The sequence below is a fragment of the Pseudomonas sp. FW305-28 genome (genome assembly GCF_017351395.1).
GTDB classification, from domain to species: Bacteria; Pseudomonadota; Gammaproteobacteria; order Pseudomonadales; family Pseudomonadaceae; genus Aquipseudomonas; species Aquipseudomonas fluorescens_AA.
On sequence record NZ_JACNDD010000015.1, the window covers coordinates 65,172 to 73,264 of the forward strand.

At 55.4% G+C, this 8,093-nt stretch carries 10 protein-coding genes; all 10 read right to left on the reverse strand.

The genetic code is table 11. The annotated features are described in order from the left end of the window. Window positions 1–94: 94 nt before the first annotated feature. Window positions 95–562 (reverse strand): single-stranded DNA-binding protein, encoded by a 468-nt coding sequence (locus J4E53_RS05990; RefSeq protein ID WP_081015298.1) that lies wholly within the window; start codon window positions 560–562, stop codon window positions 95–97. Beyond that, window positions 559–1,077, reverse strand: coding sequence for a DUF3158 family protein (locus J4E53_RS05995; protein ID WP_060738051.1), 519 nt, complete (start codon window positions 1,075–1,077; stop codon window positions 559–561). Before J4E53_RS05995 ends, J4E53_RS05990 begins: the two co-directional genes overlap by 4 nt. Continuing rightward, window positions 1,074–1,829, reverse strand: coding sequence for a PFL_4669 family integrating conjugative element protein (locus J4E53_RS06000; RefSeq protein ID WP_060738050.1), 756 nt, complete (start codon window positions 1,827–1,829; stop codon window positions 1,074–1,076). The genes J4E53_RS05995 and J4E53_RS06000 overlap by 4 nt, the downstream gene beginning before the upstream one ends. A gap of 144 nt (window positions 1,830–1,973) precedes the next feature. Beyond that, window positions 1,974–3,161 (reverse strand): STY4528 family pathogenicity island replication protein, encoded by a 1,188-nt coding sequence (locus tag J4E53_RS06005; protein WP_060738049.1) that lies wholly within the window; start codon window positions 3,159–3,161, stop codon window positions 1,974–1,976. Beyond that, on the reverse strand, window positions 3,158–3,706 hold the full coding sequence (locus J4E53_RS06010) for a DUF2857 domain-containing protein (protein ID WP_060738048.1): 549 nt from the start codon (window positions 3,704–3,706) through the stop codon (window positions 3,158–3,160). The genes J4E53_RS06005 and J4E53_RS06010 overlap by 4 nt, the downstream gene beginning before the upstream one ends. Further along, on the reverse strand, window positions 3,703–5,274 hold the full coding sequence (locus tag J4E53_RS06015; protein WP_060738047.1) for a ParB family protein: 1,572 nt from the start codon (window positions 5,272–5,274) through the stop codon (window positions 3,703–3,705). Before J4E53_RS06015 ends, J4E53_RS06010 begins: the two co-directional genes overlap by 4 nt. Window positions 5,275–5,288: 14 nt before the next feature. Further along, the gene (locus J4E53_RS30890; protein ID WP_060738046.1) at window positions 5,289–5,498 is read right to left on the reverse strand and encodes a hypothetical protein; all 210 of its coding nucleotides are present in this window, start codon (window positions 5,496–5,498) and stop codon (window positions 5,289–5,291) included. An 85-nt stretch (window positions 5,499–5,583) separates the two neighbouring features. Further along, window positions 5,584–6,426, reverse strand: a complete 843-nt coding sequence (locus tag J4E53_RS06020; protein ID WP_060738045.1) for a ParA family protein — start codon at window positions 6,424–6,426, stop codon at window positions 5,584–5,586. Between the two features lie 4 nt (window positions 6,427–6,430). Continuing rightward, window positions 6,431–6,661 carry an AlpA family transcriptional regulator gene (locus J4E53_RS06025; RefSeq protein ID WP_060738044.1) on the reverse strand — a complete coding sequence of 77 codons (231 nt, stop codon included), beginning with the start codon at window positions 6,659–6,661 and terminating at the stop codon, window positions 6,431–6,433. A gap of 110 nt (window positions 6,662–6,771) precedes the next feature. Then, complete coding sequence (locus J4E53_RS06030) at window positions 6,772–7,521, reverse strand: hypothetical protein (protein WP_081015297.1); 750 nt, start codon at window positions 7,519–7,521, stop codon at window positions 6,772–6,774. Between the last annotated feature and the right edge of the window lie 572 nt (window positions 7,522–8,093).

Consider the following 8,093-nt stretch of genomic DNA (forward strand, 5'->3'; position numbering starts at 1 on the left):
TCCATTGCATGATGTCGATGGGGCAATGGTACCTCGTACTGTTGTATCGCGCAGGGGCGCAATTACATACCTAGTTACATCATTTATTGACCAATTACTCTTTACGTTTTCTGGGTTTTGAGGTCGCTGACGAACTCTGATTGTTGGTCCGCTCTGCACTTTGCTCGACCTGTTTTGCAGCCGTCGTCTGTTCACTGGATCGTTCCCGCATGACCACGTTCTGCACGCGATGAGGCAGGATGCCGACTCGACGGGCTTCGATTTTGAAGGTCACCCGGGCGTTATCTTCGGCGTCCTCCCACTCATCGCGCACTGTCCGGCCTTCGACCAACACACGCATACCTTTCTGGTACAGCGTACTCCAGTGTTCAGCCTCGCGGTGCCAGAGCTCAACTGGCGCCCAATAGCCGCCTCGATCTTCATAGCTACCCTCGCGTGGCACGGGGTTGTCAAAGTACACATTCAGCCGTAGCAAACGCCGTGGCTCGTCATTGCCTGAGGAAAATTCCTGGAACTCTGGCGTACTGCCAATGTTGCCTTCGCCGACAAAAAAAGTACTCATCCTGATACCCCCACTGCGGTTGTGAGCTGGCGCAGTAGCCTTTCGGCACTGGCCATTTTGATCGCGCAGGTCGATGCCTGGCGGTAGAGCGAATGCACCACGCTCATCTGCAAGTTCAGTGCAATGCGGTCGCATTCGAAACGGTGCAATCCTTCGCGTATGGCTTGCGGCAAGGTCTTGTTGGAGACCTGGCGTTCCCAGACCACAACCCCCATACGAGTGAAGTCACGGGTGCGCCAACGCAAAAAGGTACTGCCAGCACTGGTGTTCTGCAGTACCAGTCGAATATCCAGTAGTGAGTAAGGAGGTTGTCCGGCCTGCTGCACCACAGTCTCCATCAGGTGACATAACTGCGCCTCGATTTCCCTCGCCATCTGCGCCAGGTGTTCCAGTTCCCCCTTACCCTTAAATGGCTTTAAAAGGCCTTTTAGGGAGGCAGCGTGTTCGAGTTGTCGATAGGCATCCGGTGTCAATGCTTCAAGGGGCAATGGTTGAGCCGGTGTCACGGGACTCATGCTTCTTCCTCCGCCCCACCCTCTGCCGCAGATGGGACTACCACGTCCTCCACCAACGCATCAGCGTCATCCGCTGCCAAAGCTCCACGACGAGTGATCGGTGGCGCGAACTGGGAGCGGCGATGGCCTTCAAGGATGTCCATGGGGGGCAATCCAAACTTCTCCATGGCCGCTAGGGCGCGGGCATTGTTTGCGGCCATATCATCGCGTGTGACACCTGCAAGTCGATAACGCTGCGCCTGGCCGAACAGGCTGCGCAGCAGATGAGCACCGTCGTCTATCCAGGCTTCCATGTCTCTGCGACCAATCAAGGCGGTGTGATGAGCAAGCAGGGTGTGGCGCACCAGCGTGTCGTAGTCAGTCAGCAGGTAGACGGCGAGGAACCCCAGTTGGCTGCCGATGTACAAGGGCAAGGTGACGGGGTGGATATTGAGGTTATCGCTCATGTCGATCTGCGTCGGCAGATCCTGTCTGATCCGATCCAATTGTTGGGTCAGTTCCAGCATCCCGGCTTTGGCCTGAGTCAATTTTTCTTCGAGTTGCACGATGGCCCAATCGGCATAGGGGTCGTCCTGGGCCGCAGTGTGTTTCATCAGGTTGGTGACACTGATGTAGCCGGCCATGCCCATGATCGAATGGACGCCTTCACGTGCGGTTCGTCCTTGCCAGATACGGGCGGCGTGGTGGGTGTGCAGTGTCAGGGTGATGCTGCTGCGCAATGAGCCCAGGTTAAGCTGATAGTGATCGGCCACGGTGTTGTCCTCGCATCTGCTTGGACGGGAACGTTGCGACAGATAAAGGTCAAGGACAGCCAAAAAGCTGAATGCGGTCTGTTCGGTTTGGTTCGAGACGGCTAATTTCTAAGACGCTCGGCACTGATGCCAGTGGCATCAAATCTACTGACGTCCAGGGCGTTTGCCACGCAGCTGGCGCAACTCATTCAGGCACGCTTGGGCGAGGGCAGAGACGGGTTCGCCCTGTTTTCTCGATCGGCGTGAAGGAACGGGGAGCGGCTCTGCAATGGGTAACGATTCAGTCTGACCTGCCCAAGGACGAAAATCGCCTTTCAGTGCCCGCTGAATAAGGCCCATAAGATACGCCGCTGGCTTGCGGATACCGCCGGCCGCACATCGCGCGCCCGCTTCGTTGAGTACCGCCTGCCGATCCGCTGGTTTGAGCTTGTTCAACGCCATGGCGACGGCCTGACGTTCGCTTGGGCTCAAGTGCGGCGGATCGGGCCAGTGCAGGTTATCCACCGCTGGGGTTGCGCGCGGTACAGTACAAATACTTTCTTTTAATACAGTACAGGCGGCGTTCGGTTTCCGAACTGCGCCGGAAACATTGGCGTTCAGGCCCGGTTCGGAATCCGAACGAAGTCCCACACGATTCCGTACACTGTGATCGCCACTCAGTTCGGAATCGTGTAACGCTTCATCGGTTACCTGATCCAATTCCTGCGGCGTCCAATGTTCGCCCCAGCTCTCAATTCGGGTAGGTAGTCGCCCCTGATCGATATCTTTGTCTCGGCGAATTTCTTCCACAATGTGCTGCGCGACAATACGCACAGCCTTGGTCGCGTGATCGAGGGCGTGTCCGACTAGCTCGAGGTAGTCTTGATCCAGTTCCATGGCTTCGGCAGGAGTTAGCGGTTCATCGTGCAGGACATACAGAGAGCCTTGTAGGCGCCCGCTGAGTTGATCGCGGCCACGACTCACCAAGCTGAGCCAGCGGGTCAGCCTGAGTATCGTCAAGACGCGAGCGATGGTTTCACGGGAAGCCGATACTCCATAGGGCACGCTCGACAGGTAAGGCTGCAAATCCTCATAGCGCGGTGTAACCATGCCCTGGCCTTGCAGCATGAGTCGAAAAACCTGCCAGGCGTTACGCTCCAATGGCGTCAACCGGTTATCCAGCAGCAGGCGATGCGGCACGACTTCATGTGATTGGCCACTGAACAGAAAGCCAGCCTGTAGAGCCTGGTTGGAGGGTTGTTCAGTGGTGGGACGTGCAGGCCAACGTTCACTCAACTGCTGGGTGCATTGCTGCAGAACACGCTGCCAGCGACTGAAGGGGGCAGTGTTCATGTTCCGTTGCTGTACTGATCGATCTGTTGCCAAACAACGGTCAAGCTGATCTGTTGCTCCTCCGCCAACATCATCATGGCGTCGAGCTGATCCTCAGCACCTTCCTGAGCGCGTAGTTGGCACCAACGCTGCCAGAGTGCATGCTCCTGCGCTTCGCTTAAGTTCTGGGGGCGCCCCTTACGGGTTTCTATCTTGAGCAGACGTCGGCGCAGGGCGGTTTCCGAATGCGCCAAGCCGAAGCATTGATACATGATGGTACTGCTGGCACCGAGCTTGAGCGCTCGGTTGATCAGGCGCTCGTTCTGTTCGTCGCGTTCGGCCTGGTCGATCAACCGATGCAGCACCGGCGAATCAATCTTGACCTCAACCCAGGGGACGGTGGCGTGGGCCAGACGTGACAGTGTGGTGGGCGGTAGGGATTGCAACAGGTAGATGTCTTCCTCATCCAACCCGAGTGCTTTGCAGCGCTGCAGATTACCCAGGCGCAACTCGTGAAGGACCTGGGTCAGCATGGCCTGGTTGAGGACATTGAAGGACAGGTTCATGGCACCTCCCTTGTTGAGCCACCTTCAGGGGGAAGCGTTAAGTCGATCAAACGTCGGGCTAGGCGTATAAGGCGATACAGTTTGATTAACAGACCATCGGGTAGTCTCTCCAGACCTATGTTCACGGCGGGGCGATCTGTCAGCGGGAGTTGATAAACCCCTAATAGCAGTTGTCCAAACAAAGCTGAGGGTAATTGCTTGCGATCCTCCCAGTTCACTTCGTCTTGGGCACGCAGCAGGGCCAGGAGCAATAGGTGAACGCCGGCCGCACGAGGCGCTGCAAGATCAAGTTGCTCGATGTTGAGGGCGAAGCCCAAGCCTTGCTTCTGGTCGATGATGCACTCGGGCTGTCCGGCATAGGCCGCCATTTCCCGAGCCAGGCCGGCTATAGCTAAACGCAAGTGTTCAGGGGTATCCAGTGCTGGTGCGATGATCCAGATGTCGTCGATCGTGCAGGTTTCGACGGTCGGTGCTGGTTCGGTGGCAGTAGCGCGATCAATCTGTTCGCGAATCTGTTGGATACGTGACGGAGGGCTGACTTCTGATGCGACATTCGTTTCGGGCAGCGTGAGCTGCTCCTCTCGCGCTTTTTCGGTCCGGGATCTAGGTTCAACTGATGGGGGGCGGGACTCGGAGGAGGGAGGTCCTACCGCGGCTTCATCAACGCTCGGCGGGTGGCTGGTCTCTAAGGGCGTGATGACAATGCCGGGCCGTTGTGTGGCGCTAAGCTCCAAGGCCAACATGCGGTAGGACTGTCCGAGTAAGCGGCTCATGCGTTCGAGCAGTTCATCCTGGATTTGCTCAAGATCGAAGGACTCGGGATCGGCATCAAATTGGCCCAAGGTGTCGAGCCAAAACTTGGGGAACGCAATGTTGTCGGTTGGATAACGATTCCAGGTTCGTTCAGCCTGGCTACGCAGACCGATCAGGCGTTCAATTTTGGGTTTACCTAATCCGGCATACAGGGTTTGTGGAATGGCGGGCAGCAGGTGTTCGAGGGTGTCGAGCATCCGGCTGATGTGCGACTGTGAAATGGGGTAGCCCCCAGCGGCAAGACGTCGTGCCAGCTCGCGTTGCGAGAGCGTTGCTCCATCTGGTTCGAGCATGGTCTTGAGTTTGGCTACTGCCAGAGCACGTTCGATGAAGGTGAGCTGGCCGTGCAGATCGCTTTCGGCCAGATGACCGAGCAGGGTGCTGACTTCATTGCTCCAGGGGTGGAACAGGCAATGAATGCGAAAGAAGCGCTCGTCGCGGGTTTCCTGCCAAAGCTCGCTGAGAATTGCCAGGCGCGTATTACCACCGTTGCGGATGATGAAATAGGTTTCTCCCGGGCGGCGGGTAATCGGCGGGGGTTGATCCAGCCCGCGTTCACGGATTGATGCCTTGATATCGTCATAAAGTGGGTTACGGATGAACCGCGGGTTGTGTTCGTAGGGCCGCAACTGCTCCAGCGTGACCAGCATAGGCGTATCAGTGAGTGGATCGGACAACCGCCCCAGTTCTGGACCGCGAGGGAAGTGGTCCTGGTGCAGTTTTTCTGTGATTTCCTCCTGAGTGAGCTTCTTCATTGGAGCAGCCTCAGTTAACGCCGGGTGCGCAAATGGTCACCAACCTCGAACTTGACGATTTCGGCAGTGCAAGAGCCTTCGAAATAACGAGACAGTTCCGCGAGAAACCAGCCCATGGCTGAGCGCCCGTCTTGTAGACGAAAGACCACTGTGTAGTACTCCTCGCTAGGTGGGCGGCAGGGGTGGATGGATGGTTGAACAATGATAGGAAGCTGGTCCAACATCAAAATACTCCTTGCCAAACACAGTTGGCCTCAACGTCGATCAGACGAAAATTTCGTATTGAGAACTATGCCTTGGCGATTCATTTCATCGAGCCTCCGTGCACTTGGTCAAAGTAGAGATTGCTGTGTGCCATTCCGGGAACAATTCGATGGCCAGTGCTTGCATGGTTTCCAGTGCCGATGGCGAGCGTCGTTTTTGGGACCGGCGCGTTTCGATCCGGTGGACTGGCAGACCGAGGGAGGCAGCATTGAGATACGCCACTGCGTTTGGAACTACGGTGTCTAGCACCGAGATGTTGGTAGAACCAGCGAAGGTCTCGCGCAGACCGCTGATGATCATCCGCGTGTCAATCCTAATGGCGTTCACCTGGTTCAGTAGCAGTCGCAAGGAGGGTAGTGGCATGCCCAGGTGGCGGAACGGCTCAAGTTCGTTGAGCAGTTTCAAGGTGCCACGGCGCAGTTCACGGGCGGCGAGCATTTCCGGTGTAATGGGAGAAAGGGCAAGATCGGAGGCCAGGATAGCCGTTTCCAGTAGCACGCTACGTGCGCCTTGGGTGTCGATCAACAGTAGGTCATAACGGGTACGGAAATGGTCGAGCAAATTGTGCAGCCGTAATCGCCCGTCCGGGGCGTGTAGTAGCAAGGTACTCAGTCGGCCTTGGTCATCGTTCGAGAGGATCAGATCGAGACCGACGACCTCGGTCATGGAGATTATCTGCTCAGGATCTGTCTGGTTGAGCGCGATGAGTTCGTACGCACCGGCGATAGCCTCGTGATTCAAGGCGTAATAGCTGGAGAGGGTCGGTTGGCTATCCAGATCGAGCAGCAGGACGCGTAAGCCCGCATCCGCCAGCAGACCGCCGAGATTGGCTGCCACTGTGGTTTTGCCTACTCCACCTTTGGTGGACACCACTGATACCACACGCATCTCATCAGGCCTGCTGCGCCAAACGTTCAGTAATCCACTGCTCGATCTCCAGCGAGTCCCAACCGACGGCACGCATGCCAATACGTTTCGCTTTAGGAAATTGCCCTTCCTTCATTAGGTTATAGATGTGAGCACGTTTGAAGCCAGTTCTCCGCTCCACCTCTTCACGCCGCATGATGTGACGTTCGTTAATGGATTGAGGCGCTTCAGCTATGGGGAAAGGTTGGCTGGGCATAGTGGTCACTCCTGGCGCGGGTTGGCGCATAGTGGGAAGTGACCTGAATTGAATAGCACTGATGGGAGAGTGTCATTGCATTGCAATAGATAAGATTGCAATGCAATGCTTCAATTCCGAGAAAGGCTACGTCTTGCCGCAGCAAATTTTTTATCCAGGGAGCGCTTGCTCAATCCTAGAACACCTTCAAAGTGCGCAGTGATTGAGTCAACTATAGCGGCTTGCGACTTGAACACCGAGTTAGGTACTCCTCCTGGTGAGGATCCAAGAAGGGTTTCGAGTAAAGCGCCGATGACGCACAGATATCCAGCCTCGCTACGGTCATTTAGCTCGCCTCGTGTCTCAACTAGAGAGTGTAAGCGTTCTCTTTCTAAGCCTATCGCCTTGAGTTCCTCCAGAAGGGCCTCATGAGCGATCTCTATCGCCCTAAGCTTGACTTCGAGAGCATCTCGATCAGCTCGTAGCGTCAGGTAGGTATCAATACTTATTTTTGACTCATCAGGCGTCTTCCTTCCAAATAGAAATGCTGGGAATTGGTCTGGATAATGGTGAATCATCCAATATTTGAGATCCGTATGCCTGACAGTTACGAGTCTGTAGTCGACGGGGCTACCTGGCCGAGTCGTCACACCGAAATAACCATAAGGGATCTCGTTGTTTCGTATGGCATCGAGAATTTTCCCCATGTTGATATGCAGACATGGCCATTGGGGAAATTGCTTCGACAGCAAGCCTGGACAATCCCAGGCGCTGTCTAGAATTCGAGCCTCGTGATCCATTAGCCCACACCAGCGTATGGCAGCATCAATCGGCCGGTAAAACGATTTTTCCCATGGATTGAAACTGTGAGCTGTGTACATGCTAGCGGCCTCATCCGGGGTGCAACCGCTAGGTACCTTTTTAGACGCCTGTACTGGCCTTTGCTTCCTTGCGGTGCCTGTCTCTTGGTTCAGATCGATCCCTTGATAACCTCCGTCCTGATGTTGGTCTGGGCCGGGGAGATCTAACGAAGAGCTTTTAGCTATTATTAACTTCTATTTATTGGATAGCTCTATGATCCAGAACCGTCGTGTTGTTTTCATATGTGGAAGACAGTAGCTGAGAAGCCTAATTGCGTGGCTCCTATGTAACGTTCTCACATTCTGAATGCGTCCAGACGAGTCTTTTGGATCATTAGTTGATGGTGAATAAGTGTTGCGCAACCTGGCTTCATGGTGGTTGTGGCTTCGCGCGGAGATAATAGCTGGGCGGGATTACTCTTGAAAGTTGGTGGGGCAGAATACTGCTATGCACGAAAAAGATAAATTGCGAATGTGTGGGCCGCAGATCAATCGTAGCGATAATACGCGAACTACGTGCTGCGCAGACCTACGTGCAGCGCACGTGGTGCGCTCCCTAAACTACTATCGCTGTAAGCCATCGTTTGCCCAGG

What these genes read in the sequence shown, in the direction of transcription:
- J4E53_RS06005 (WP_060738049.1), bottom strand. Translation starts at nt 3,161, where the DNA reads ATGAACACTGCCCCCTTCAGTCGCTGGCAGCGTGTTCTGCAGCAATGC.
- J4E53_RS05990 (WP_081015298.1), bottom strand. Translation starts at nt 562, where the DNA reads ATGAGTACTTTTTTTGTCGGCGAAGGCAACATTGGCAGTACGCCAGAG.
- J4E53_RS06025 (WP_060738044.1), bottom strand. Translation starts at nt 6,661, where the DNA reads ATGCCCAGCCAACCTTTCCCCATAGCTGAAGCGCCTCAATCCATTAAC.
- J4E53_RS06010 (WP_060738048.1), bottom strand. Translation starts at nt 3,706, where the DNA reads ATGAACCTGTCCTTCAATGTCCTCAACCAGGCCATGCTGACCCAGGTC.
- J4E53_RS06015 (WP_060738047.1), bottom strand. Translation starts at nt 5,274, where the DNA reads ATGAAGAAGCTCACTCAGGAGGAAATCACAGAAAAACTGCACCAGGAC.
- J4E53_RS05995 (WP_060738051.1), bottom strand. Translation starts at nt 1,077, where the DNA reads ATGAGTCCCGTGACACCGGCTCAACCATTGCCCCTTGAAGCATTGACA.
- J4E53_RS06030 (WP_081015297.1), bottom strand. Translation starts at nt 7,521, where the DNA reads ATGTACACAGCTCACAGTTTCAATCCATGGGAAAAATCGTTTTACCGG.
- J4E53_RS30890 (WP_060738046.1), bottom strand. Translation starts at nt 5,498, where the DNA reads ATGTTGGACCAGCTTCCTATCATTGTTCAACCATCCATCCACCCCTGC.
- J4E53_RS06020 (WP_060738045.1), bottom strand. Translation starts at nt 6,426, where the DNA reads ATGCGTGTGGTATCAGTGGTGTCCACCAAAGGTGGAGTAGGCAAAACC.